Below are 23,437 nucleotides of genomic sequence, written 5' to 3' on the forward strand. Positions count from 1 at the left end.
ATGTCTTGATCATTATGCTCACCTTCGCAATCATAGCAACGATCCAGCATCACGCCAACGTCGAGCTACCCCCAAAAGCAGTGCGAAAAGCTCGGTACTCATCGGCTGGCCACTTGAGGAGGTGGGGCGGACAGCAAGTCGGTTCGCTAAGTGGCGGTTTGCAAAAGTTATTCTATAGCCACTATCGCGAAGTGTCGATCAGGTCCGCTCAAATGTCTGATCTGCAAAAATGTCAACGTAACGATATTCACTCATGTACGACGAGCTGAAACCATGTATCAAGAAAGCGGCTGCGTTTCAACGCGTCGAGATAAACCAGAAGCTCCGGCCCAAGTTCGACAGCTTGCAGCGGCCTACCGCCAGATTGGCTGGCTTTTGCTACCAACCCCGTCTGTCGAACGATGGTTTGTCCGTCAGTCGACAAGAGAAACGTGATCGCTTGTTCGGCGATATTTGCGTGTTTGCTTTTGTTTGGGATGAGGGAAGTCCAAGGTAAAGCGACGACGTAATCTTTCAGAACGATCACTGAAAAATCCTCGACGTCATATTTCCATTTACTGACTTCAGACAAGGGTACGTTATAGGCAAGATCGATATTGCGAGCCGATAAGGCCCCTAATAGCTCTTCACTTGTATCAAAGATACGTGCTTGTGAAGCACCGAAGGCGCGGACAATTCGCCAGAACAACGGCGACCGGATAGAGTCCTGCGCAGCTAGTGTATAGCTGACATTATCGATGCCAATATTAACAATGCCAACGCGCTTTTGAAAGCGCACGGCGTTCTGCTCAAGCAGTCGCGCAAGTTCAATGCGGGTTGTGGGCAAATTTTTATCAATGGCGCTACGTCTGACAACACTAACCGCTGGATCAAAACCGAAGCTGAATAATTCACTGCGCCAGTGTGCCTGTGGCGTAAGTCCAGCATTACGGGCAATCCGGCTTCTTTGCTGCGCACTCCCCTCATTCGCGATCAGGACTGCAAGATCTGGTGTTGAAAGGATAACAAGATCGGCAGCATTTGCCTCAGCTGCACCAGCGAGAAGTCGGGATGTCCATTCACTTGGCCGGATCTGCTGATATGTTATATCAACTCCGGATAAGTGTTCAGCTAGCCCCTTTTTGATAGGTGCTAACGTTTCAGCTGCAATATCGCCAACAATTCTGAACTGAGGTTTTGGAGGAGAGTTGTTCTGCGCTTGTGCGTTATATGACGACGATATCATGACAATCACAACGGAAAAAAAATAAGAGAACAGATGTTTCATGGATTTTGATCCGGGGTTGCCGCCAGCAAAGCTACCAGAACACTCGTCCCGCCGCCTTGCCTATCTTTCAATTCAATATGCCCGCCGAGTGCTTCCGCAACCATTTTTGCAATCGATAAACCAAGCCCCGAACCTGGTCTGCTCTGATCTGCGCGTACAAAGCGTTCGAAGGCTATATCTTTCATTTCAGGCGTAAGTCCCGCGCCTCGGTCGTGAATACCAAGCGTTATGATGCCATCTTTTTGAGAGAGATTGATGGTAATCGGGCTGGGAGCGTGAATGAGCGCGTTTTCGATGATGTTTCGGATCATTTCGCGCAGGCTGATGGTTTCGCCATTCACATAAACCGGCTCATTGGCATTATCGAAACTGAGCGTTTGCAATAAGTCCTGATAGCTTCCCTCAGCACGCAATCGTCTGATGGCGTCTTGGGTCACCTGACGCAGATCAAGAATTTCGAGTTTTCGCGACTGGATGCTGTGTAGCGTTGTTGCTTCTGATAAAAGCTGATTTGCGAGCAAGCTTGCACTGATGGAATTCGCGTGAATGCGGGAAAGTATTTCCTGTTTTCTGCCCGGGTCTGTTTCTTCGAGCGACAATTCCGTCAACGCACGTAAAGCAGTAAGCGGCGTGCGAATCTGATGCGCGGCGTCCGCCGTTACGAGCTTTAATCCGGCAAGAACATTATTCAGCCGATCCATGAAATCGTTAAGCGCTGCAACGAGTGCGCTGACTTCCTTAGGAATGGGGCCTGAAACAGGGTTAAGGTCGGATGATGATCGCCGGCGAAGATCAGATTCAACGGTACGCAATGGACGGAATGCAAACCGGATCGCCAACAAGATAAGAACCAAAGCCAGTATAGCAACTCCAAGTGCTGGCAATATTGTGTTGAGGCTTAGCTGCAACGTAAGTTGTTGTCGCGCCTCACGGGTTTCACCCACCAAAACATCAACCCAGCCACCGCCTTTCGCGTCGCTGTGATAACGGGCAACAGCAGCTACGCGGACTTTTTCACCGCGATAAATACTGTCGCTCAGGCGAACATGATTGTTGCTGCCATGTGGAATTTCCAGCCCCAGAATAGGCGAGCCGGTCAACAGACTGCCATCAGGGGCGACGACACGATAGAAAATCCGGTTAAGCCGTGAGGTGCCAAGAATTGAAAATGCAGAGTGGGGAAGATCGACGCTGAGTGCTCCATCCTGCAAAGTTATTGTGTCAGCTATCGAGAGTGCGGCGGCACCTAAAACACGATCAAACGCCTCGTCGGCTGCCCGATGGGCATACCAGCGCCCAAGAAAAAACAATAGGATAGTCACTGCAAGCAGCGTTAATCCACTGCCCACCAGAATGCGGCGTTGGATCGAGTATTCTTTGTGTTCAGATGTGCGAACCATCACGGATGCTGTAATTTCGGGCGTAGCAAATAGCCAACGCCACGCTGCGTTACGATTTCCAAATTGCTGCTCTCCAGCTTTTTTCTGACGCGGGAAATCAGCAATTCTATCGCATTGGGGGTTCCGGTGTCATCATGACCAAAAAGCTTGAGAACAAGCATATCTTTGGGCACAGCGACATTGATACGGGTTGCCAGCATTTCAAGAACGTCGAATTCACGTCGCCCGAAATCCAACGGCTCATCACCCTGCATCACCGATCTTTGAGTAAGGTTGATCGATAAATCGCCGATGTGCAGGAGTGGCTGCGATACACCCATATGGCGCCGTGCAACGGCTCTAATGCGCGCTACAAGCTCTCGCAGGTCAAAAGGTTTCACCAGATAATCGTCTGCACCAAGTTCTAGCAAATCGAGTTTGTCGGCAATCTGGTTGCGCGCTGTAATGACCAGCACAGGACAGGACAATGACCGCTCGCGCATGCTGCGTAAAATTGCAAACCCATCGCGGCCGGGAAGATTTATATCAAGTACGACGACATCGAAAGAACCATTCACGGCCAAGTCTTCGCCCTGCACGCCATCATAAGCAGTTGTGACTACATAGCCTTCCTTCTCAAGCTTCGATGCGATAGCGAACGCAATGTCGATAGTGTCTTCTACGAGAAGGATGCGCATGTTGTTTTCAATGTTTCGATTTAGCGTTTTGGCGATGACAGGATTCTGACAGCTAGAATTGATAGTCTTCAAAATAACGGAAGAGGCTGCAGCACTTGTATCATAGCAAGAGTGCAGGGGAGAGAAAATGTTTTGGCGCGAGTTGGTATGCCGCTTAGGCATAGCTTTGTTTGGGCTACTGTTGAGCATCGCTTGCGCGAATGCCGCTGGAGCTGCTTGCGCTTATCGTGGTGCGCTGGATGAGCGCTATTGCGACGAGAACCGCGACCTTGTCGCTGACGCTCCCCTTGATCCATCGCAACTGCGCAACCCGCAAACGCTTGTCTGGGCTTATACGCCTATAGAAGATCCGGCGGTTTATGCGCGGCTCTTCAAACCGTTCACCCAGCATCTTGAAGCCTGCCTCGGACGGCAGATTGTCTATTATCCGATCCAGTCCAGTGCCGATGAAGTTGAGGCGATGCGTTCAGGACGCCTGCATTTTGCGGGCTTCTCGACCGGGCCGACTATTGAGGCGGTCAATCGCGCAGGTGCCGTTCCTTTTGCCGCCAAAGGCACTGGTGATCAGATGCGCGGTTATCGGCTGGTTGCTGTCGTGCGCGCGGACTCACCCTATGAAAAGCTGGATGATCTTAAAGGGCGTCGCATCGCCCATGCTTCACTATTCTCAAATTCCGGCAATGTCGCACCACGCGCGCTCTTTCCAAAAGAAGGTCTTACGCCGGGGCAGGAATATGTGCCCATCATGTCGGGCGGGCACGATAAATCGATCCTCGGTGTTGTTGCTGGTGATTACGATATGGCGGCTGTTGCCTCCGATGTGCTTGAACGCATGATCGAGCGAGGGCTTGTGAAGCGTGATGGTGTTCGTCTGATCTATCAGAGCGATTTGTTTCCAACTTCCTCATTTGCCTATGCTCATAATCTCGCGCCGTCCCTCGTGGCGGAGATGAAGCGCTGCTTCTTCAATTTCTCATTCACGCCTGAAATGAGATCCGAGTTTCAAGGCGATGATCACTTCATCTCCATTGAATATGGCCCCGCATGGTCCGTGGTGCGTGAGGTGAGCGAGAAGGCTGGCGCACCGCCTCCATAATTCACTTCAAATCAAGCGGACAATTCGCGCGGCATTTTCGGATGCCAGATCCCGCAGCAAGCCAGAACACAGTCAACTGCAATCCATATGGGTTTCAGTAGGGATCACTTCGGCTCAAAGTGGATAAAATAATGAGTTTTTACAAGCAACTAACCTACAAATATAAGGTCTACAATGCAGACCCTACGACACTGATCGGGGTTTTGCTGGCAATCGCTTTTGCCTATCTGATCGCGGCGCCAATCGTGCTGCTCTTGTCAGATGCAGTGATTGTCCAATTTGCTGATCGGGCACGCTCGGGCCAGCAAATTGGCGAACTGACCTTCTACTACTTCAATCGTGCATTCTTTTCCGCAATTGCAACAGATGTGTTCTGGCGACCGCTTTCCAACACAATTATGATTGCTGTTGGTTCGATTGTCTTTGCGCTTGTCACGGGTATTCCACTGGCATGGCTTTTGAGCCGCACAAATTTACCGGGCAAGAAGTGGTTCTCGACAGCATTGATCGTTCCTTACATGCTGCCTTCGTGGACCTTCGCACTGGCTTGGCTGACCCTGTTTAAAAACCGTACCACAGGTGGTCAGCCAAGCTGGATGGAAGCCTTGGGTTTCTCGCCACCTGATTGGCTTGCGTATGGCATGTTGCCAATCACGCTCATTCTGGCCATGCACTATACGCCGTTTGTGATCCTACTTTTCGGCAATGCGTTGCGGCAGTTTGATTCCACACTGGAAGACTCAGCCCGTGTGATGGGTGCAGGAAAATTACTGATTGCGCGTCGCATCATTTTGCCGCTAATGCTGCCCTCGCTTGTGTCTGCTTCAACACTGATTTTTGCAAAATGCCTCGGTGACTTTGGTGTTGCCTATATTCTTGGCGTGCCGGTCGGCTTCGATGTTCTGGCAACGTCTCTGTTTCGCGCAATCTCGACGAGTCAGGCTGGCATGAGTGCAGTTCTCGCGGCGACGATTGTCGTTCTTGGCAGTATTTCGATCTTTCTCGATATGTATCTGCTCAAAGAAGCACGCCGCTTTGTGACCATTGGCAACAAGGGTTCGATGAACCGCGAGACTGACCTCGGACGTTTCCGTGTACCTGCATTCAGCTTTGCTGCACTGATGTTCGTTGTCAGCGCGTTCATTCCACTGATGGCGCTTCTGCTGACGACGGTTATGCGTGTGCCGGGCGTTTTCGCGCTGGATAATTTTACCCTGGATTTTTGGATCGGGACTAATCTCAACACCACCGCGATGAGCAATGGGATTCTGCTGACAGGTGAATTTTGGAAAGCGACCTGGAACACGCTCTGGATCGTCGGCTCGGCTGCATTGGGTGCCGGTATTCTTGGTCTGCTGGTCGGTTATGTTGTGGCGCGCACGCCGGTGGCAATTGTTGGAACATTCCTGCGTCAGGTGACATTCCTGCCATATCTGGTTCCCGGCATTGCCTTTGCTGCCGCCTATCTCACAATGTTTGCCGTGCAACGCGGACCACTTCCGGCTCTTTACGGAACCCCGATCTTGTTGGTTCTCGCCATCCTTGCTGATCAGATGCCTTTTGCATCACGTGCAGGTATTTCGGCGATGATGCAGCTTGGCAAAGCGCCGGAGGAAGCTGCTCAGGTTGTGGGTGCTGGTTTCTGGCGTCGGCTCGTTTTGATTGTCGCCCCCATTCAGAAAGGTTCGCTGGTTTCAGGAATTCTGCTGCCATTTATCTCTGGCATCAAAGGTCTGAGCCTTGTCGTCGTGCTGGCTGTTCCCGGCACAGACGTTCTCACCACCTATGCATTGCGCCTTGTTGATTACAGCTACAGTCAGGCCGCAAATGCAGTCGTTTTGATGATCTGCGTTATCGCCTTCGGCGGCACGGTCATCGTTCAAAAACTCACCAACAGCAAATTGTCTGACGGATTGGGAGGCAAATAATGTCGAGCATTACTATTCGCGATGTCAGAAAGAGCTACGGCAAAGCCACCCGTGCTGCCGTTGAAAAACTCTCACTTGAAATCCCAAAGTCGGAATTTCTCTGCCTGCTCGGGCCATCAGGTTGCGGCAAGACCACCACGCTGCGCATGATTGCTGGCCTTGAATATCCAACCGAAGGCCAGATACTCGTTGATGGCAAGAAGATCGTCTCGGTCGATGACGGTATCTACGTGCCGCCAGAAAAGCGTGGCATGGGTCTGGTTTTTCAGAACTATGCACTCTGGCCGCATATGACAGTTGAGCAGAATGTCGAGTTCGGTTTGAAGTTGCACAAGGTAGCAAAAGTCGAACGTGACCAGATCATTGATGATGTGCTGCAAAAGCTTGGAATCGAGCGCTACCGTGATCGCTTACCCGCACAAATGTCGGGTGGACAGCAGCAGCGTGTAGCACTGGCGCGTATGTTGGCGCTTAAGCCCGATATTATTCTGCTCGACGAACCGCTTTCCAATCTCGATGCGAAACTGCGTTTGGAAATGCGTGCGGAACTCAAGCGTATTCATCAGGAAATAGGTTCGACGGTTGTCTTCGTGACCCATGATCAGTGGGAGGCCATGACATTGGCAACTACGATTGCGGTGATGAGCGAAGGTGAGTTGCAGCAGCTTGGCACGCCTGACGATATTTATGAGCGTCCCGCTAATCGCTTTGTGGCGGAGTTCATTGGCAATCTGCCAATCAACATCACCGAGCTTAACGACAATAATAACGGCGCGATGGCCACATGGGCACGCGATTATCTGAAAGCACAAGACTTCACCACAAACGGTGTTGGCTCTGTCGGTATCCGGCCGGAATCGGTGCGTCTCAGCGATACGCCTGTCGAGCAGGGGTGTGTGGCCAAAGTAATCGACATCGTGCCCACTGGCGGTAGCTGGATTGTAGAGCTGTCAGTTCATGGCGAGCAGCTTTTTGCGATCGCTGCAGATGCTCCAATCCGTAAGGCCGGTGATGAAATCTGGTTCCATGTCGAACGCAGCCACGTCCATGTGTTTGACAAAGAAGGCATGCGCATCAGTGGCTAATCGCTGAGCAACATATTCTCAAAAAGTATCAACTAGGAGGAAACGATGACTGTATATTTGCGCACCTGTGCGGCTCTTTCATTGAGCGCCGCACTTCTGGCAAGCACGGCTGCCTTCGCAGAGCCTGTGGCTGAAATCGGCATCAAGGATGCGGATTACTCGCTCGAAGCTCTTATTGAAGCCGCAAAAAAAGAGCCGGGCATTACCGTTGTGGACGCCACTGGCAAGATCGTGACAATGGCCGAAGCCTTCACCGCAAAATACGGTGTGAAGGCTACGGGCGTGAAGATGAACGGCCAAAACCAGGAGCAGGTCATTCTGCGTGAAGCTACTGCGAACAATGTTCGCACGGACGTCTTCAACATGAGCAATTTGCCATCGGTTACGTCGGAAATCATCGTTCAGGGCGCAGGTCTCAGCTGGCTTCCTGTCGATCTCAAAGATCAGGTGCCCGCGGAATATCAGAACCCGGCCATCACCAGCCTTAACCCATGGGTCTGGGCGTATAACTCGGATGTCCATGGCGATAAGTGCCCAATCGACAATATTTGGGCATTGACCACGGAAGAATGGAAGGGCCGCATTGCTATTCCAGATCCGCTTCTGCGCAACGAAACCATGTTCTGGTTCAATCAGATTGCCGAGCATGACGATGAAGCCATGCGCAAGGCATATGAAGAGTTCTTCGGTGAGCCATTGAAAACCGATGAAGCAAGCGCGACCGCGGAATGGGTCAAGCGTTTCGCTAAGAACCGTCCAAGCGTTACCCGCAGTGATACCGAAGTTGGTCCGATCATTGGTGCAAAAGGACAGGAAAAGCCCTTTATGGGCTTCCTCAGCACTTCGATCTTCCGCGATGCCAAGAAGAATGGCTATACGATGGGTATCTGTGCGGGCATGAAGCCTTGGGCAGGGCAGCTTACGCCACGCGTTGCCGTCATCGCATCCGGCACAAAAAGCCCGAATGCCTCAAAACTTTTCGTGCATTATATGATGACCGGAGAAGGCATGGCACCACAATTGGCTGATGGTAAAATCTCGTCGAATAAGGGCGCGAAAATTCCTGAAGGTGAAGTGTCCGGAATCGTCAATGTCATTGACCAGCTTTACGTCCCGCATTCCGAAACAGCCGAAAGCGATTACTCAAAGCTTCAGGATTGGCAGGATTTCTGGACGATCAACTCCCGTTAACTATTTCGCAGGTCACGAATGGAGGGCGGAAAGCCGCCCTCTCCTACAATCTTTGTTATTCCACGGCACAAAAACTGGGTCAACAACACTGGTACACATTGGATCAGACATGAAAATCTTATGACGCAACCTTGTAAGGGTGACGTTTTGGATTGGATTTTCGAAAGACGCTTGATTAAAATTATCAATCAATCAATGTTTAGCACGCGATAATAAGAGCCGGTAAGGCTCGCCGGCATGCTGAGGAGAACCTGAAGTGTCAAAACTTTTGACTGAAGTTGGAGGGATTTTAACGCGACTTGCTGAATCTTCGCCACGCGATATTCAGCTTGTTGCTGAGCGCCTTCATGATCATGCTGTAGAAGAGCGTATGTCTGCGACCGATCTAGGCGTGGTGCTGAATGAGCTTGGGTACAGCGATATATCGAATTTTTGTGAGGCCGCCGATATTCCTGTGCATGTCGCCAAACGCTGGGAGCGCTTCGGCGTTTCTGCAGAAATGCGTGCCGTCTTGTTGATGATGCAAGCTCAGAAACGACATTTTGAGCAAGTCACCAATGAGTTCGAGGCAATTACACATGTAGGCCTGTTAGATTTCTTGCGCAGCCGTAAAGCCTGACATTTGAATTAAGAGCTACAGAATTTCCCCTCGAGGACCGTCAGTCATCAAGGAGGGCTATTGCCGTTTGACTATCGGTAATGAGGACGCTTGCCGGAACAATTTTGAGTGCGGCGTGGATTGCCGTAACTTTAGAGGTGCCGCCGGCTGCTAATACGACGCGGCTGATTGCTGCTACCGTGTGCAGGTCGATCGACATCACACGTTGATTGATCTCGTGATCAACCAGTTTTCCGTGCTTGTCGACGAAATAGCAGAGTATGTTGGCGACCGCTCCGCAATCATGTAACGGCTTTATGAGATCAGACGAAACGATCCCATGCCGAAAGATCGTGGCGTCTTCCGAAACTGCACCTACTGTCAGTAATGCAATATCTGCCTGAGCTGCACGTTGCTGGAGATTACGTAGTTCCGATTGGCGCCATAAAGTCTCCCGTAACCCTTGTTCATCGAGAACGACCGGCGCTGTAATCTGATAGCTGTCCACTTCGTAGACCTCCGCTACTCGCGCGGCAACAACAGAAGGGTTGATCCAGCGTGAGTGTGGAAGGCTTCCTACAAGGGCGACAACGGATGCATCTTGAAGCTTACGATGCTCCAAGAACTGGACGCTGGCATAGAGTGTTGCACCTCCTCCGATCGCAAGCGTCATTCCATCTTGCATTTCCTGATCCAGATATGCGGCAATGGCATTACCGAGCGCTTTCTCAAGGTTCTCGCTGTTTTCGGGAGTAGGGACGACAATTGCAGATGCCAGCCCCCATTTTTCTTCAAGACGGCGCTCAAGCTCGATCTGGGCGGTCGTGGCTGCATTAATACGTGTAACGACAATTCCTTCGGCAGTTGCGGCGGCGAGTGTACGCATTATCTTGACGCGACTGACACCCAGCTGTTCGGCGATCTGCTCCTGCGTCATGCCCTCTACATAGTACAGCCAGACTGTCTTCACCTTGAGGTCTGATGATCTCAACGGCCAGCTTTTGCTCGTCATCTTTGTCTCGCTCCCCCCACAAATTTCTAAACCTGCATAAGTTATAGCAAAAAAAGTGCCCCTTGCGTCAACTGTTCAAATGTATTTGACAAAGAACAAATGAACATTATTATATCATTTAAGGGCATCAAACTGCCCGACTACTGGGAGGAACAGGAACAGCCCGCGATGGCGTTCCTATGGGAGGAATAAATGAAGGATTTAACCCGGAGGATAGGTGTCCTCACGGCCTGCTTTGCGAGCATTATGTTTGCCGGGACAGCTCTGGCTGGAACACTTACGCTTTACACTTCACAGCCCGACGCTGATGCGGCCAAGACCGTTGAAGAGTTCCGCAAACTCAATCCGGACGTCGATGTTCAGGTATACCGTTCGGGCACGAGCGATATCATGAGCAAACTAGCGGCAGAATTTTCAGCTGGCGCACCACAGGCTGATGTGCTGCTCATTGCTGATGCTGTCAGCATGGAGAGCTTAAAAGCCGATAACCGGTTGATGCAGTATTCTGACGCAAACGTCGACGGTTTTGAGGCTGGAACAATTGATCCGGAAAAATACTATTTTGGCAGCAAGCTGATTACGACTGGTATCGCTTACAATTCTGCGGCTGAACAAAAACCACAGCACTGGTCGGACCTTGAAAAGTCAGAATATAAAGGCATGATTGTTATGCCTAGTCCCCTTTATTCGGGTGCCGCAGCATATCTGCTGAGTGGATTTGTGGCTAATGATAGTCTCGGCTGGAAGTTTTTTGACGCTCTCAAAGAAAATGAGGTCGTAAGCGTCAGAGGCAATGGTGCGGTTCTTAAGTCTATTGCCAGCGGCGAGAAACCCTATGGTGTCCTTGTCGACTTTATGGCGCTAAATGCTAAAGCAAAAGGCTCACCTGTAGAGTTCGTCTTTCCTGAAGAAGGCGTACCAGCTGTGACTGAGCCGGTCGCTATCATGTCAACGACCAAAAACGCTGATGACGCGAAGAAGTTCATTGACTTCATCATTTCGGATGAAGGCCAAAATCTTGCTCTGAGGCAGGGCTATCTGCCCGCCAAGTCATCTGTAGGGAAGCCTGCTTGGATGCCTGAGGGGCTGTCCGTTAAAATTATGCCGATAGATACGCAAAAGGTTCTGGAAAAAACTGACGAAGACAAGTCGCGTTTCACAGAAATGTTTGGCGGTTAGGGCCTAGAGACCTATGCAAAAAATATCCGAGACAAACAATCAGAGCCGGGATAAGGCTCTGATTGCAGGGACGATTATTATCGTTTCTCTGCTGTCGCTTCTCCCAATGGGACGGCTTCTCCTTGAAGTCGCCATGCCCGCCAAAGGTACGGCGGTTGAGGCAATTGGGCGCGTCTTTTCCTCTTCAGCGACTTGGACCGCGACTTGGCATTCACTGTATGTCGGGGTTTTCGGGACGATTTTCGCTGTTATTCTGGGAACAGGTGTGGCCTTGCTGGTTAGCCTCACGGATATTCGCGGGCGGTCCGTTTTTATATTTCTCTACGTAACACCATTGCTGATTGCGCCGCAGGTTACAGCGCTCGCATGGCTACAGTTGTTTGGCCCTGCGAGCCCTTTCCTCAAGATGATCGGAATGGCGCCGCCATTGGGATCGCGTAACCCGCTTTATTCAAGCACAGGGATCATTCTGCTGCTTGGGGTGCAATACGGGCCACTTGTGTTTCTCATTGTGCGTGCGGGACTGCGCAAGTTGCCACGCGAACTCATAGAGGCCGCGTTGAGCAGCGGAGCGAAAAAAATGACAGTTTTGCGCACCATCATCGTTCCCCTGATGGCGCCCTCAATCATTGGAGCGACCGCACTCACATTTGTCTCTTGTGTTGGTAATTTCGGTATCCCAGCCTTCCTGGGGATCCCGGCCAACTATCTTGTTTTACCGACACTGATTTACCAGCGTCTGAGCGGTGGCGGGCCAGCTGTTCTTACAGATGTGGCAACCTTGTCTACTTTGATCGGCGTGATAGCAATCGTTGGTATAGTCGCTCAAGAATATGTCTCACGCTGGCGCGATTATAGAATTGCCTCAACGTCGCTCCCCGCAAGCCCGTTTGAGCTCGGACGTTGGCGTATTTGGATCGAAGCCGTCATGTTGCTGATTGTTGTTGCAGTATTGGGGCTACCTGTTCTGGGTCTTGCTTTGACGTCTTTGGTTAGCGCCTATGGCACGCCACTGACATGGGAAACTGCGACGCTTGCCAATTACAGTTTCATCCTCTTTGAACACGCAGCCACCGAACGCGCTTTCCTGAACAGCTTTGGGTTGTCGCTGGCGGCGTCTTTCTTCGCTGTCGTGATTGCTGTGCCTTTGGCTTATATCACAACATGGCGTAAACGTTGGTGGACGAGGCTGTTCAATCTTACTGCCGAACTCCCTTACGCCCTGCCGGGTGTGGTCATGGCGATTGCCTCTTTGCTGCTATTTCTAAAGCCGATGCCGATATTTGGCTTTCACATCTACAATACGATTTGGATTATCTTGTATGCCTATCTGGCTCGGTTCTTTGTTCTCGCTTTACGGCCGACCGTTAGTGGACTTCACCAGATTGATCGCTCGCTTGAAGAAGCTGCACAGGTGGCTGGTGCCAGCCTGTTCATGCGCTTGCGAACTATAATATTTCCATTGGTCGCGCCAGCTACACTTGCTGGCGGAGTTCTGATCTTCTTGACGGCATTTAGCGAGCTGACCGTCTCGGCTCTTCTTTGGGCGTCAGGATCTGAAACCATTGGAGTCGTTATTTTCTCCTTCGAGCAGGGAGGGGATTCCACATATGCCGCTGCCACATCGATTGTAACGATATTGGTAACGATTTTTCTCATGCTGTCGACGAACCTTTTCGCGCGGCGTCTGCCTGATGGAGTGCTCCCATGGCGGGATTAAACATTAAAAATGTCACTAAAAACTTCGGCAATTTCGACGCCCTTTCTGATGTCACGCTTGATATCAAGAACGGAGAGTTTGTAGCTGTCCTTGGGCCATCAGGCTGCGGAAAAACAACTCTGCTACGGGCAATTGCTGGCTTTGAGAAAATCACCAACGGCACAATTTGTGTTGGTGATAAGGTAATGTCAGCTATCGATAGTCACGTCGAACCTGAAAACCGCCGTGTTGGTATTGTCTTTCAGAACTATGCGCTTTGGCCCCATATGACTGTTGCTGAAAACGTCGGTTACAGTCTTCGTGTGGCAAAGGTCGCGAAACCGGAACTGGAGCGACGGGTAAAAGAGGCACTTGCGCTTGTTGATCTCACCGGACTTGGAGACCGCAGACCCGCTAATTTATCGGGCGGTCAGCGTCAGCGTGTGGCGCTTGCACGATGTCTGGTTGCTACGCCATCACTGGTTTTGTTTGATGAACCTCTTGCCAATCTGGACGTGCACTTGCGCGCTTCGATGGAGGATGAGTTTGCCTCTTTTCATAAACGTACGGGCACCACGATTGTCTATATTACGCATGATCAGGCGGAAGCGATGGCTCTGGCTGATCGTATAGCGGTGATGGATAAAGGAAAGCTGATCCAGTTTGCCACTCCGCGGGAGCTCTATGAGCGACCTCAGAGCGAGATGGTGGCGTCGTTTATCGCCAATGGAATGGTTCTGCCTGCACGCGTCTTGAGCGCTGAAAATAATGGGCACTGTGAAGTTGAAGTGTTCGGGCAAAAAGCAGCGTTGCGCTGCGCTCCGGGGCAGAGGTCAAATGTTGAAGCAAAGATATGCATACGATCTCAGAACATAGAGTTGCGGGACAGTGATGGCATAGCACTCACAGTCAAGCGTCGCATCTATCGTGGCGGTGGGGCTCGTATTGAAGCGCACCCGGTAAATCATCCTTCCGTCGAACTCACTTTTGATTTGCCGGATATGGCCGGTGGACAGGAAGGCGATACGATTAACATAGCCATTAACTCCGGTTGGGTAATTCCAGAGGGAGCAGTAGAGAAATGTTGATCGATCTGTACGGTGGCTTTGGAGAAAAGGGCCGAACCAGTGTTGGCATAAGCACTGATAGCAAACTCTTATTCGATGCTGGCATTAAAGTAGGTGCGAAGGGGCGTGACTATTATCCGGCCATTGCGGAACAGGCTGTCTCAGCACTTGATGCAGCCTTTATTTCCCACGCACATGAAGACCACATTGGTGCGCTGTATTGGCTGAATTCCAATGGGTTCAAGGGCACCTTTTATATGACGCAGGAAACCCTTGACGATGCAGGGTCAATGCTTAGTCAATATGCTGACCCATTGCATAAGCAAGCCAACTCGTTGGCCGACATTTCAATCAAAGTGTTCGTCCCGGGCGAAACCATTCGTGTCGGTCAGACAGAGGTTGCGTCAGGGCGATCGGGGCATGTAGCGGGAGGTGTTTGGTTTTCGGTAACAACGCAGTCGAAACGCGTTGTTTATTGTGCGGATGTCGTCCCCAAAAGCGATGTTTTTCTGATGGACCCGCTACCGCATTGTGATCTTGTCATCCTCGATGCGTCCTATGGTGGTGATCCGGTTTCTGCGAAGGACCGTGTTTGCCAGATCGAGAGCTTTATTGACGCGCATAATGGTAAACTGGTGATCCCTGTGCCGGTTTCCGGGAAGCCACTCGAATTGATGGCAATTCTTCCAGACCGTTTTGCAATCCATCACGCGATGCGTCGTTCACTGGAAGCGCAGCTTGATGTCCCAAATGCGTTCTCATCACAGGTTGCCCGGTCGTTGCGATCAAAACTCAAAGGGGCAACTGATTGGAGTGAAGACGCTGATTTGCCTGATTGTCCTTTATTGACCTTTGACGGCATGGGTAGTGTGGGCCCCTCTATACAAGCATTGCGACAAGCGGCAGAGCAAAATGTGCCTGTGCTGCTGACGGGGCATGTACCAGAAAACACACCGGCGCAATCTCTGTTGGAACAAGGTCTGGCGAATTGGATACGACTTCCTACCCATCCCACCCGGTCGGAGAACTTAGAACTCTGGCAAAATGCGGGAAAGCCCGCCGCACTTGGTCACTCCTGCGCACTCGATAAGCTTGAAGAACTCAAACCTTATCTGACAACTCTCAATACGACAGCTTTAACTGGTTTGCAGTTTTCAATCTGAATGGAGATGAAATGAGAATACTCGTAGCAAACGATGATGGCATTGATGCCCCTGGACTTGCGCGGCTAACGCAAGTTGCGGAACGGCTTAGCGATGATGTGTGGGTTGTTGCACCTGATGGCAAGCGCACAGCAGCGAGTGGCTCCATCACGATTGCCCGCCCGCTTACTATGGTGGAAAAGGGAATTCGTCGCTATTCTTGTTCAGGCACGCCTGCGGATTGCGTGGTTGCTGCGATGACATGGCTCTTCGATGGTCAGAAGAAGCCAGACCTTGTGTTGTCGGGCATCAATGATGGTCGTAATGTCGCTGAAGACCTTGTGTACTCTGGCACACTCGGAATTGCCAGAGAGGCAACGTTTTGGGGTGTTCCGGCGATTGGATTTTCGCGCGTTAAGCAAGCCGCAGAAGCTGACAGCGATATTGACTGGCTTGTAAACTTCGTCAGACAGATACTCAACAAGCGCGATACCATATTTCTGGAAGGGCATTGGCTCAGTGTCAATTTGCCTGAGCGTCTGCCGGCAGCGATTGCACAACCACGGATCGGTCGTGACAAAATTGGCATTCGGGCTGATATATTGTCATCTGACGGGCAAAACACGGAGATTATAATCCCTCGTGGCCGTGCACATAGCGCTTCCGATGGAGATGATAATGATCTGCTGGATCGTGGCAATGTTTGTGTCAGCCGGTTGAATTGGTTCGGCCAGACGCCTTTAGACGATGAAAGCCTCTTCGCCTTGAAGTTTGAATAGAGGCGTATCGCCACGGAGGTTTCGGCTCCGTCTGATGAAATAAGCACCAATTGTTTGCAGATAAAACCATCGGAGCCTTATGATGGAATCCACAATCGTCATAATCAATTTGTGCGGTGCCGTGGCTCTGCTGTTATTTGGGCTTGCGCAGGTTAAGGATGGCGTTCAGCGAGCATTTGGCGCCAGCCTTCGATCGGGGCTTGCCCGTGGCACGAGCAATGGCCCCCGTTCCTTCATTTCTGGTTTTGTGGCTACAATTGGTCTCCAAAGTTCGACAGCAACCGCCTTGATGGTAGCTTCATTTGTTGAACGTGATTTCATTCAACAGCGTATGGCTCAAATTGTGCTTTTGGGCGCAAATGTTGGCACCGCAGTAACCGCCTGGATTGTTGCTACCGGAATAGAGTGGTTGTCGCCATTATTGATATTGTCTGGCATAGTACTTCTGAAAAAAGGAGCCGGAAATCGCCGTGGTATTGGGACTATGCTGGTTGGCATAGGGCTGATGTTGCTCTCGCTGCACCTTCTTGGTTTGGCCACAGAGCCAATCCGCCATTCACCCGCAATAGCAAGCTTCGTGAGTATGCTGAATAATGCATGGCCCGTGGCATTGCTTTTTTCGGCGGGGATTGCCTTCATTTCATCGTCAAGTCTGGCAGCGGTTGTCCTGATCCTTTCCCTTGCCACTACCGGCGTATTACCTTCGGCACTCCTCATCGTCCTTGTCCTTGGCGCGAACCTTGGCGGAGCAATTCCACCGGTGATCGCTTCTGTGGGAGGAGAGGTTGCGGCAAAAAGAGTTACATTGGGCAATCTAATTGTTCGGGGAATTGGATGTTTGATTGCACTTCCACTCGCTCAATACGGGGCCGATTTGGCGGCGGCATTATCACTTCCAGCGAGTAAACTGCCCGTGGATGCACATCTTGCGTTCAATTTAATATTGGCGGTCGTGGCATGGCCATTCTCGCGCTTGTTATCCGATTTGATGATCCGGTTACTTCCTGATCCGCAGAAGTCAGATATGGGCCCGAAGTTTCTCGATGTTCAGCAACTTTCGACGCCAGTGATGGCATTGGCTGGAGCAACGCGCGAAGTTTTGAGTATAGGCGATCTCGTGGAGCGCATGCTGATGCGGATGTCCTCAGCTTTTCAGAAAAACGATCCTTCTGCCTCAACTGATATTTCTTTACTTGAAAAGCGTGTCGACTTTCTCCAGCAGGAAGTGAAAGTCTATTTGTCCAATCTCGGTCGCCAAAGTTTGACTGAAGAAAATGACCGTCGATCACTGGAAATCATCGACTATGCCGTCAATCTTGAACATATAGGCGACATAGTCGAGAAGGGGTTGGTGCCTTCATTAGCGAAGAAAGCGGCACTTGGCCTGCATTTTTCTGACGATGGCTTTGGCGAACTCGAGCGATTATTTGATCTGACCGTCGAAAATATACGTACTGCTCAGACTATTTTTGCGACGAGAGACTTTCATCTCGCTAAGCGACTTATGGAGATTAAAATCGAAGTTCGCCGTATGGAAAAATTATCCTCCGAACAGCATCTTGCGAGACTTCGTGACGGAAGGATCGAAAGCCTTCGCACAAGCTCTATCCATCTCGATATGCTACGCGATCTAAAGCGTATTAATGCTCATATTGTTTCGGTCGCGCATCCAATACTCGAAGAGGCGGGACTGTTGAGTGATAGCCGGTTGGTATCTGCGTAAATCGAAGTGGAAATGTTTCAATTTTGCGATTTACGTCTCACACCAGATGCTTGGTGATTGAATTTCATAGAAAATGCTTAAATTAGGTATTCTTGCCAACTATAAACGTTAAACGTTCTCAGCACCCGAGCGGCTGATATGGCGTCTTAGTAAAGCTGACGCGAATTCGAAAGCTTTGTTCTCGATGGCTTCGAGAATGCCTAAGTGGTCTTTACAGGCCTCGCGTGTTGATTGCCGCTGTGAACTGACCCATGGGGGTGTGGACGAAGACTAGTAAAAAACTCAACATGGTTGGCCTATGCCACGACAGCAAGACCCCCTGACATCCCCGCAATCGGTGCTCAAATAAAAAGAACTTCTCCCGAAGACAGACGGAAACATCATGCGGTTTTGCACGTTAAGGGTTCAGCTGAAACAGGATCCTTAAGAATGAAATATAGCCAGGAGCGTATTTTACCAGAGAGTGTGGGTTCTGATCGTGGACGGGATGCCAAATCGCCTGGAGATATACCGCCAAGGGGCCTTAGGGACGTCTTTTGGCGCGTCATTGAGGCTGTGATGGTCGATCGCGTAACGCTTATCGCGGCAGGTGTGACCTATTATCTGTTGCTCTCACTATTTCCGGCGCTGGCTGCACTTGTTGCTCTTTACGGATTCGTCGCCGACCCCTCAACAATTATGGGACACATTGGCTTCCTGGCAAGTGTCTTTCCACCTGGATCGTTCGACGTCATACTCAATCAGTTGACTGCTCTCACACAGCAAAAAACATCTACGCTGAGCTTTGCGTTCCTTACTGGTCTTGTTGTAGCGATCTGGAGTGCCAACAGTGGCATGAAGGCGATATTCGATGCTATGAACGTTGCATATCAAGAAAAGGAGAAACGGAGCTTTGTACGCCTGAACTTCCTCTCTCTGACATTTACATTCGGTGGGCTTATTATCGCCATCGTTCTTATCGTGGCCATCGGAGTGCTTCCAGCGGCTCTGTCTTATCTTTCGCTGGATCGATGGCAGGAGCTCCTGGCGCGGTTCGCGCGCTGGCCTCTCGTTCTTGTTCTGGTCGGCTGTGGTATCGCCGTAATCTACCGCTTTGGTCCCAGCCGCGAACAGGCAAAATTCAGGTGGTTAAACTGGGGCGTGGTGTTTAGCACACTGCTCTGGATGTCTGCATCAATCCTGTTCTCATTTTACATTGAAAACTTCGCGAATTACAACGCGACCTACGGCGCGCTCGGCGCACTTATAGGCATGATGGTGTGGATCTGGCTCTCAGTGATTATATTGATTGTCGGTGCTGAACTTAACGCAGAGCTGGAGCACCAAACCGCTTGCGACTCTACCACGGGGACGCCGCAGCCTATGGGAAACCGCGGCGCGTTCGTGGCCGACACCTTGGGGAAGACCGTCGATTAAGGTTTTCATAATTATGATATCTCCGGCCTTTTCGCGTGGCATTGAAATGCCACGCGGACTGATAGCACGCAGCCTTGGACCGCACGTCCTCACTTGGCGAAATGAACTAAAATTTTGCGCTCTTTTGTGTTATTATTGTCGTGACCGATCATGAACTTGATCTGGTTGGGAACCACTTTGTGAACCATATACCAAATCCCAGAATAGTCAGAACCAGCACAGTTCCCATATTTACAGACAGATCTGAGCCGAAACCAACAATTGCTTCGACACCTGCCATTACGAGAAATATAAGTGCCCACACTCCAGTCATAACGTAATTTTTGCGTTGGAATTCTGGTGACCCCCAATACTTGGCGTCAATCTGATCATGGGCAAATTGCATCGTGAATGGCTGTCTTAAACCCATTGAAGCTACTGCTATGACAAAGAGGCCGATATCTACCCAAAATTTGACGATGAATATCGAAAGATCCTGACCTTGAAGCTTTACATAAATAGCAAGGACAAGAAACAGTATGAGTGTCCCGACTTCCAGAATTCTAACCTCATTTTTATTCCGGAAAGCTTTAACAGTGAGTACCGCAGACACAACTGCGCCTGCCAGAAGACCAGCAAACGCACCGTGGGTTGTGGATACTACAGCGAAAATTAGAAACGGTAGAAACCCAATTAAGATTGTCATTGTTCTTCTTCGAAAATCCAGAGTTCCGACGTCGGCTGAGCTAAACCATTTGAGCTTTCTTTCATTCCCAGGAATGATGGAATTCTCATCTGTTGTTCAAATGTCAGGCTCTCAACGAGTGGTTTCATAGCAGCCGTAAGTTTCTTAAGCTCTTCACCGCGTGTAATCTCAGCATCTGCAGTGCGTTCCAATATATCCGCAATGTTACCAGGTGGTGTTGCTTTTGATCGTTCATGCTTACGTTCAGCAGCCTTAGCAGCAATATCCCGAATTGCTTTTTCAACAGTGTCCCAATTTTTTAGCTGATCATCATTCAGCGCCAGAACTGTCTTTAGCGCTATAATCCGGGCATCGAGTACTGCGGCTGCATCATCTGCGGTATATATTTCAACAATTTCAGGTGCTTGTTGACGAGCGGTTTCAGCAGGTTTGTCTTGGGCAAAGGTGGGCAAGGAAAACAGTGCGACTGAAGTGGAGAGAGTTAATGAAGTCAGAGATCTCATGGTCATATTACTTGCTCACAATAAAATGGATTGAAACTTGTTGGCTTAGTTTTTCCACTGACCGTCAGGAAGCCTTCCTTGATAAGGCGTGTCGCGACAATGCCCCCATGGACCATGCCACATACCGGGAGGACATCCGTTACCCAAATAGTTGAAAGCAGGAGGTGGATTGCCAACCCACGTATTGTTTGGCAGCGGACCCGAGTAAGGCGTATCGCGGCAGTGGCCCCATGGACCACGCCACATTCCTGCAGGACATCCCTGCGCAATCTGAATGATATTGTTATTTTGTGTGGCTGGAACAACTATTTTCATTGTGACAGCGCCTGCAGGGGAGGCAACTGCTACTGCAAGGCTCAACGCCATAAGCTTTATTACAGAGTTCATACTTATCTCCGTGCGAATTAGTGAAAAAATCTTGTTCGAGTTTTTGGAAGAGCAGTTAATTTTCAATTACACGGTATGACTTCACGAACTACGTGACATCACCAGAAATGGTGAGGCGTTTCGGTAACACGCGGATGTCCGGAACTCATGAGTTATTACGGATCGTAACTAACGAGACAATTCGTTCGAAATCCCGCAGATTATTGGCGCCAGATTTTCGCAGTATAACTCTAATTTGGCTTCGAATGGTCTCTAGTGAAACGTTACGTATACGAGATACAGTTTCAGCACTATTTCCACCCAATAAAGCTAAACCGACCGCAGCTTCAGTTTTTGTCAGATTGAACAAAGCGCACAGAAGGTCGTCTGAAGGGAGGTTAATTTCGGACAGGTCTCGAAAAAATATCACAACTGTATTCTGCACGCCGAACAAACCAGCAATTTGAGTCGGATTCGGGGAAACTAGTATAGCCAGCTGACGCTGATTTTCCCATTCATCCAGGTACTCAACGCGCATTGAGCCGCCACTTCCGCCTGTGGCAGCGTCTTTCACCAATACATTTAACTTCAGACTGGCATCACGGTCATTGAGACTAAGGACAGTTTTCCCGACTTTTGTCGGCCTGCTTGGATTAGTAAAACTCAGTGGATGATTTCGCGCAGAAACCATCGATAGAACCGCGTTATTTGCAAGAAGGACGTTCAAATTAACATCGACGACAACAGCACTCGCCGATAAGGATTCAATTGTAGCTGTCCCTAAAGCAGCTTCTAACTGCTTTTGCTGAAACTGACGATTGATTTGAACTGCTCTCTGAAGATGAGGCAACAGTCCGACAAGTAGCTGCTTATCCGTTTCCGCAAACGCTAAATCGTCACGAAAGAACGAAACTATGGTCTTTTCCTTATCTCCAACCGGTGCCAGCAACATGTGATTTTGTCCGTGCTCAACGGCAAATTCTCGGTAAAACTGAGAGCGACTGTAAGTCGTTTCTGCAACCAAATCAGTCGCAGTATAAGCTTGAAAAGTTGAAGGCATATTTGAATAAAGACGGTTCGCAGCAGATCGAACTGGATCAATCAACTGATACTTTTCAGCATAAAGCGTTTCAAACTGCGCAAAAGGATTTAATAAATTTACTGAGCTGCCGTCTATTCGGCCTATTCGAAGTGTTCCGTGATTAGCGCGGAATAGATTGTAAAGTGCTGATTGTGCCCCTGACCAGTCAGTACACGTAGTCGAATAATCATATACTTTCAGTATTGCGGCGGTAAGATCTCCCATGGCAGAATCCCGCAAATGGAAAAAACGTAATTATCACAAATTTATAGTCAATATCATCCCTGTTCAACAGTATTTTTTTATGAATGAATGATATGGGCTAGATGACTTTGTTTGTATTGTTATAGGCAGGTTCGCCATTTTTTGCCGGGACGCGAGGATAGCAATCGGACAGCTTGGCACGTGATTCCAGCCGAAAAAATAGCAACGGTTGCAAGGTCCAAATCCCATCAAGTGTTATCAATCTCTTGGCCGACGGCGAAGTGCAGCTACCGAGAATCTTGACTGGTTATCTGGAATTGTGCGGCTTCTGGATACTCCGACCTCATGTATTCCTACGAAGATCGGATGCGAGCTGTTGCGCTTTACATCAAGCTGAGCAAGCGCCCAAACGCGGCTATTCGCCAGTTGGGCTATCCAAGCAAGAATTCTTTGGAGGGCTGGTACCACGAATATGAGCACCATCTTGATCTGTGTTTAGGATTTGTGCCCCGAACCCCCAAGTTCACACAGGCGCAGATGGAAGTGGCTGTTGAGCACTACCGCACGCATGGTCGTTGTGTTTCTGCAACGATGCGCGCTTAGGGCTATCCCGGTTGTGCAACGTTGACAGCATGGGCTCGTGAGGCGTTTCCCGAAACGAGCAAAGCTGTCACGGGAAAAACTGGATGTCCACGATACCCTTACGCATTGAAGAAGGCTGGCGTCATTGGACTTTATAATCGGCAAGAAAGTGCTCAGGCTCTGGCCGAAAAGCTCGGCGTATGCAGACCTGGGCGTCGATCTGCAACTTCTGAGTAATCGGGAGAAAACGCTGTTGGTTGACATCCAAAAAAATCTTTATCAACTCTGCGATCTGCTTGCTCTGTTGGGACTGGCGCGCAGCTCATATTTTTATCATCAAGCCCGCATGAGGATGACCGACAAGTACATCACTATTCAACAAACCATCACCAAAATCGTCGAAGCCAACCGTCGATGCTATAGCTACCGCAGGCTACAGGCGTCATTTGGCCAAACAATGCGTTACAATCTCAAAGAAGGTTTTGCAGCGCTTGAGGAAACAGGAGAACCTGATCGTTGCCACGCCAAAGCGGCGGCGATACCGCTCCTATCTGGGAGAAATCAGTCCGGCACCCGGGAACCTTATTAATCGCGACTTCCAGGCCACAACGCCGAATGAGAAATGGCTAACTGATATCACTGAATTCCATATGCCAGCTGGCAAGGTGTATCTCTCACCCATCATCTACTGTTTCGCTTTTTAGGCATGCCCGAGCACATCAAATTCTTATAAGAAACTGAGATATGGAATTATTGG

20 protein-coding genes and 1 pseudogene are annotated in these 23,437 nt (G+C 50.0%); 13 read left to right on the forward strand and 8 right to left on the reverse strand.

The features are described from left to right. Nucleotides 1-247: 247 nt before the first annotated feature. The 3 genes from WH356_RS10815 to WH356_RS10825 are packed head-to-tail and all read right to left on the reverse strand — an operon-like array spanning nt 248 to nt 3,344. Nucleotides 248-1,267, reverse strand: a complete 1,020-nt coding sequence (locus WH356_RS10815; RefSeq protein WP_339510630.1) for a substrate-binding domain-containing protein — start codon at nt 1,265-1,267, stop codon at nt 248-250. Further along, nucleotides 1,264-2,667, reverse strand: coding sequence for a sensor histidine kinase (locus WH356_RS10820; protein WP_339510632.1), 1,404 nt, complete (start codon nt 2,665-2,667; stop codon nt 1,264-1,266). The genes WH356_RS10815 and WH356_RS10820 overlap by 4 nt, the downstream gene beginning before the upstream one ends. Continuing rightward, nucleotides 2,667-3,344, reverse strand: a complete 678-nt coding sequence (locus tag WH356_RS10825; RefSeq protein ID WP_339510634.1) for a response regulator transcription factor — start codon at nt 3,342-3,344, stop codon at nt 2,667-2,669. Before WH356_RS10825 ends, WH356_RS10820 begins: the two co-directional genes overlap by 1 nt. Nucleotides 3,345-3,471: 127 nt before the next feature. On the opposite strand from WH356_RS10825, the gene phnD reads away from it, so the two are divergent. The 5 genes from phnD to WH356_RS10850 all read left to right on the forward strand — a co-directional run bounded on the left by phnD (nt 3,472) and on the right by WH356_RS10850 (nt 9,263). Continuing rightward, entirely contained in the window at nt 3,472-4,440 is a 969-nt protein-coding gene (gene phnD / locus WH356_RS10830; protein WP_339510636.1) for a phosphate/phosphite/phosphonate ABC transporter substrate-binding protein, read from the forward strand. Nucleotides 4,441-4,571: 131 nt separating this feature from the next. Continuing rightward, nucleotides 4,572-6,368 carry an ABC transporter permease gene (locus tag WH356_RS10835; protein WP_339510638.1) on the forward strand — a complete coding sequence of 599 codons (1,797 nt, stop codon included), beginning with the start codon at nt 4,572-4,574 and terminating at the stop codon, nt 6,366-6,368. Next, nucleotides 6,368-7,453, forward strand: a complete 1,086-nt coding sequence (locus WH356_RS10840; RefSeq protein WP_339510640.1) for an ABC transporter ATP-binding protein — start codon at nt 6,368-6,370, stop codon at nt 7,451-7,453. The genes WH356_RS10835 and WH356_RS10840 overlap by 1 nt, the downstream gene beginning before the upstream one ends. Nucleotides 7,454-7,498: 45 nt before the next feature. Continuing rightward, nucleotides 7,499-8,644, forward strand: coding sequence for an ABC transporter substrate-binding protein (locus tag WH356_RS10845; RefSeq protein ID WP_339510642.1), 1,146 nt, complete (start codon nt 7,499-7,501; stop codon nt 8,642-8,644). Nucleotides 8,645-8,900: 256 nt separating this feature from the next. Continuing rightward, nucleotides 8,901-9,263, forward strand: coding sequence for a hypothetical protein (locus WH356_RS10850; RefSeq protein ID WP_339510644.1), 363 nt, complete (start codon nt 8,901-8,903; stop codon nt 9,261-9,263). Nucleotides 9,264-9,303: 40 nt separating this feature from the next. Here WH356_RS10850 and WH356_RS10855 read toward each other — a convergent pair whose 3' ends face one another. Next, nucleotides 9,304-10,254, reverse strand: coding sequence for a sugar-binding transcriptional regulator (locus WH356_RS10855; RefSeq protein WP_339510646.1), 951 nt, complete (start codon nt 10,252-10,254; stop codon nt 9,304-9,306). Nucleotides 10,255-10,446: 192 nt separating this feature from the next. Between WH356_RS10855 and WH356_RS10860 the strand changes: the two genes are divergently transcribed. From WH356_RS10860 to WH356_RS10890, 7 genes are all read left to right on the forward strand, one after another. After that, nucleotides 10,447-11,433 carry an ABC transporter substrate-binding protein gene (locus tag WH356_RS10860; protein ID WP_445253655.1) on the forward strand — a complete coding sequence of 329 codons (987 nt, stop codon included), beginning with the start codon at nt 10,447-10,449 and terminating at the stop codon, nt 11,431-11,433. Nucleotides 11,434-11,446: 13 nt separating this feature from the next. After that, nucleotides 11,447-13,153 carry an ABC transporter permease gene (locus tag WH356_RS10865; RefSeq protein WP_339510648.1) on the forward strand — a complete coding sequence of 569 codons (1,707 nt, stop codon included), beginning with the start codon at nt 11,447-11,449 and terminating at the stop codon, nt 13,151-13,153. Continuing rightward, on the forward strand, nt 13,141-14,220 hold the full coding sequence (locus WH356_RS10870; RefSeq protein WP_339510650.1) for an ABC transporter ATP-binding protein: 1,080 nt from the start codon (nt 13,141-13,143) through the stop codon (nt 14,218-14,220). Before WH356_RS10865 ends, WH356_RS10870 begins: the two co-directional genes overlap by 13 nt. Then, nucleotides 14,214-15,362 (forward strand): MBL fold metallo-hydrolase, encoded by a 1,149-nt coding sequence (locus tag WH356_RS10875; protein ID WP_339510652.1) that lies wholly within the window; start codon nt 14,214-14,216, stop codon nt 15,360-15,362. Before WH356_RS10870 ends, WH356_RS10875 begins: the two co-directional genes overlap by 7 nt. Before the next feature lie 11 nt (nt 15,363-15,373). Next, the gene (surE, locus tag WH356_RS10880; RefSeq protein WP_339510654.1) at nt 15,374-16,120 is read left to right on the forward strand and encodes a 5'/3'-nucleotidase SurE; all 747 of its coding nucleotides are present in this window, start codon (nt 15,374-15,376) and stop codon (nt 16,118-16,120) included. A gap of 82 nt (nt 16,121-16,202) precedes the next feature. Next, nucleotides 16,203-17,843, forward strand: a complete 1,641-nt coding sequence (locus WH356_RS10885) for a Na/Pi cotransporter family protein (RefSeq protein ID WP_339511167.1) — start codon at nt 16,203-16,205, stop codon at nt 17,841-17,843. A gap of 429 nt (nt 17,844-18,272) precedes the next feature. Then, nucleotides 18,273-19,259 (forward strand): YihY/virulence factor BrkB family protein, encoded by a 987-nt coding sequence (locus WH356_RS10890; protein WP_339510656.1) that lies wholly within the window; start codon nt 18,273-18,275, stop codon nt 19,257-19,259. A gap of 148 nt (nt 19,260-19,407) precedes the next feature. Here WH356_RS10890 and WH356_RS10895 read toward each other — a convergent pair whose 3' ends face one another. The 4 genes from WH356_RS10895 to WH356_RS10910 form a co-directional block, all read right to left on the reverse strand. Next, nucleotides 19,408-19,944 (reverse strand): hypothetical protein, encoded by a 537-nt coding sequence (locus WH356_RS10895; protein WP_339510658.1) that lies wholly within the window; start codon nt 19,942-19,944, stop codon nt 19,408-19,410. Continuing rightward, complete coding sequence (locus WH356_RS10900; RefSeq protein WP_339510660.1) at nt 19,941-20,453, reverse strand: Spy/CpxP family protein refolding chaperone; 513 nt, start codon at nt 20,451-20,453, stop codon at nt 19,941-19,943. The genes WH356_RS10895 and WH356_RS10900 overlap by 4 nt, the downstream gene beginning before the upstream one ends. 39 nt (nt 20,454-20,492) lie before the next feature. Beyond that, on the reverse strand, nt 20,493-20,834 hold the full coding sequence (locus tag WH356_RS10905; RefSeq protein WP_339510662.1) for a GCG_CRPN prefix-to-repeats domain-containing protein: 342 nt from the start codon (nt 20,832-20,834) through the stop codon (nt 20,493-20,495). 145 nt (nt 20,835-20,979) lie between these two features. Then, nucleotides 20,980-22,119 carry a helix-turn-helix transcriptional regulator gene (locus WH356_RS10910; RefSeq protein ID WP_339510664.1) on the reverse strand — a complete coding sequence of 380 codons (1,140 nt, stop codon included), beginning with the start codon at nt 22,117-22,119 and terminating at the stop codon, nt 20,980-20,982. 324 nt (nt 22,120-22,443) lie between these two features. Here WH356_RS10910 and WH356_RS10915 point away from each other — a divergent pair. Beyond that, nucleotides 22,444-23,375 (forward strand): annotated as a pseudogene (locus WH356_RS10915) (IS3 family transposase); the annotation flags it as partial. Between the last annotated feature and the right edge of the window lie 62 nt (nt 23,376-23,437).

It is taken from the genome of Ochrobactrum sp. MYb379 (assembly GCF_037479515.1).
In the GTDB taxonomy this organism is placed as follows: domain Bacteria; phylum Pseudomonadota; class Alphaproteobacteria; order Rhizobiales; family Rhizobiaceae; genus Brucella.

Bases quoted from the DNA above. Each gene is read 5' to 3' on its own strand.
- phnD (WP_339510636.1), top strand. From the start codon at position 3,472: ATGTTTTGGCGCGAGTTGGTATGCCGCTTAGGCATAGCTTTGTTTGGG.
- WH356_RS10825 (WP_339510634.1), bottom strand. From the start codon at position 3,344: ATGCGCATCCTTCTCGTAGAAGACACTATCGACATTGCGTTCGCTATC.
- WH356_RS10865 (WP_339510648.1), top strand. From the start codon at position 11,447: ATGCAAAAAATATCCGAGACAAACAATCAGAGCCGGGATAAGGCTCTG.
- WH356_RS10900 (WP_339510660.1), bottom strand. From the start codon at position 20,453: ATGACCATGAGATCTCTGACTTCATTAACTCTCTCCACTTCAGTCGCA.
- surE (WP_339510654.1), top strand. From the start codon at position 15,374: ATGAGAATACTCGTAGCAAACGATGATGGCATTGATGCCCCTGGACTT.
- WH356_RS10910 (WP_339510664.1), bottom strand. From the start codon at position 22,119: ATGGGAGATCTTACCGCCGCAATACTGAAAGTATATGATTATTCGACT.
- WH356_RS10905 (WP_339510662.1), bottom strand. From the start codon at position 20,834: ATGAACTCTGTAATAAAGCTTATGGCGTTGAGCCTTGCAGTAGCAGTT.
- WH356_RS10835 (WP_339510638.1), top strand. From the start codon at position 4,572: ATGAGTTTTTACAAGCAACTAACCTACAAATATAAGGTCTACAATGCA.
- WH356_RS10870 (WP_339510650.1), top strand. From the start codon at position 13,141: ATGGCGGGATTAAACATTAAAAATGTCACTAAAAACTTCGGCAATTTC.
- WH356_RS10815 (WP_339510630.1), bottom strand. From the start codon at position 1,267: ATGAAACATCTGTTCTCTTATTTTTTTTCCGTTGTGATTGTCATGATA.
- WH356_RS10845 (WP_339510642.1), top strand. From the start codon at position 7,499: ATGACTGTATATTTGCGCACCTGTGCGGCTCTTTCATTGAGCGCCGCA.
- WH356_RS10860 (WP_445253655.1), top strand. From the start codon at position 10,447: ATGAAGGATTTAACCCGGAGGATAGGTGTCCTCACGGCCTGCTTTGCG.
- WH356_RS10875 (WP_339510652.1), top strand. From the start codon at position 14,214: ATGTTGATCGATCTGTACGGTGGCTTTGGAGAAAAGGGCCGAACCAGT.
- WH356_RS10820 (WP_339510632.1), bottom strand. From the start codon at position 2,667: ATGGTTCGCACATCTGAACACAAAGAATACTCGATCCAACGCCGCATT.
- WH356_RS10890 (WP_339510656.1), top strand. From the start codon at position 18,273: ATGAAATATAGCCAGGAGCGTATTTTACCAGAGAGTGTGGGTTCTGAT.
- WH356_RS10895 (WP_339510658.1), bottom strand. From the start codon at position 19,944: ATGACAATCTTAATTGGGTTTCTACCGTTTCTAATTTTCGCTGTAGTA.
- WH356_RS10885 (WP_339511167.1), top strand. From the start codon at position 16,203: ATGGAATCCACAATCGTCATAATCAATTTGTGCGGTGCCGTGGCTCTG.
- WH356_RS10840 (WP_339510640.1), top strand. From the start codon at position 6,368: ATGTCGAGCATTACTATTCGCGATGTCAGAAAGAGCTACGGCAAAGCC.
- WH356_RS10855 (WP_339510646.1), bottom strand. From the start codon at position 10,254: ATGACGAGCAAAAGCTGGCCGTTGAGATCATCAGACCTCAAGGTGAAG.